Source organism: Amycolatopsis dongchuanensis, assembly GCF_039542405.1.
GTDB lineage: Bacteria > Actinomycetota > Actinomycetes > Mycobacteriales > Pseudonocardiaceae > Amycolatopsis_E > Amycolatopsis_E sacchari.
Genome location: NZ_BAABIB010000183.1, coordinates 1 through 1,263 on the forward strand (window position 1 = coordinate 1; position 1,263 = coordinate 1,263).

At 66.8% G+C, this 1,263-nt stretch carries 1 protein-coding gene; it reads right to left on the minus strand.

The annotated features are described in order from the left end of the window. Window positions 1–74: 74 nt before the first annotated feature. A complete protein-coding gene (locus ABFX51_RS39370; protein WP_346056996.1) occupies window positions 75–1,241 on the minus strand; it encodes an IS701 family transposase in 1,167 nt (388 codons plus the stop codon). Window positions 1,242–1,263 lie beyond the last annotated feature (22 nt).

Below are 1,263 nucleotides of genomic sequence, written 5' to 3' on the forward strand. Positions count from 1 at the left end.
CGTGGCGCGGTGTTGGTGGCGTCGGCGCCAGCGTGACCAGGCCTGGATTTGGAGCCATGGGCGCCCGGTGTGGATCAGATGTGCCAGGAGACGACGGACTTCGCCGAGGGTGAGCGGGATGAGGCCGTGGCCAGGGCTTTTGGGGACACTGCGGCGGTGACGGCGAGGTAGGCGTGGGCGAGCATGGCGAGGGTGATGTGGCGATACCAGGCGTCATAGCGTCGGACCTGGTAGTGATCGAGACCGACTTCGGTCTTGGCGGTCTGGAAGCACTCCTCGATGGCCCAGCGTGCGCCGGCGACGCGCACCAGTTCCTCGTCTGGAGTGGTGGCGGGGGCGCAGCACAGGTAGTAGGCCAGTTCGGGTTGCACTCCAGCGGAGGTGATCTGACGGCGGACGAGGAGTCGGCGAGTCCAGCCGTCCGGGGTGTGCTCGCCGATCGTGGGGACGGTGGCCGCGGCCCAGTCGTAGAGTCGTGGTCCCTTGGCGCCGTTGCCGGCTGAGCGCCGTTTCCAGCTCTCGGGTGGCGCCTGGGCGACGAGCTGATCCGCCCGTGCGGTGGCGAACCCGCCGGCGGGCAGGGCTTGGTTGCGCGGCACGGCCACGACGTAACCGATGTGGTGTTGTTCCAGCCAGGAGCGGAACTTGTGGTCTTGGCCGTAGGCTTCGTCAGCGGTGACCCATCGTGCTGGCACCCCGGCGGCGAACGCGCGAGCGAGCATCGCCTTGGCCAGCGTGGTCTTCGTCGCGAACTCGATCTCATCGGGTATTGCCGCTGCTCGGCAGCGCTCGCGATCGGCGATCCAGGATTTCGGCAGATATAACTCGCGATCGACGAGCGCACGTCCTCTCGGTGTGGTGTAAGCAAGAAACACGCCGAGTTGACAGTTCTCGATGCGGCCGGCGGTCCCGGAGTACTGCCGTTGAACACCGGCGGACTTGCTGCCCTTCTTGAGGAACCCGGTCTCGTCCACCACCAGAACACCGCCCGGGTCACCGAGATGCTCCACCACATAGGCGCGCAGGTCGTCCCGCACACCATCGGTGTCCCAGGTGGCGGCGTTGAGCAGGCGCTGCATGCCATCCGGAGTGGAATCACCGGCAATCTCGGCCAGGGTCCAGCCGTTCTTGTCCGCCAACGGAGCTAACAAACCCCTCACGTAGGCACGACCACGACGGCGAGGCTCAGCACGGAAGAACCGGCCCGCGACCCGCCCGAACAACTCCTCCAGCCCCGCCACCCATGCCGAAACATCCTCATCC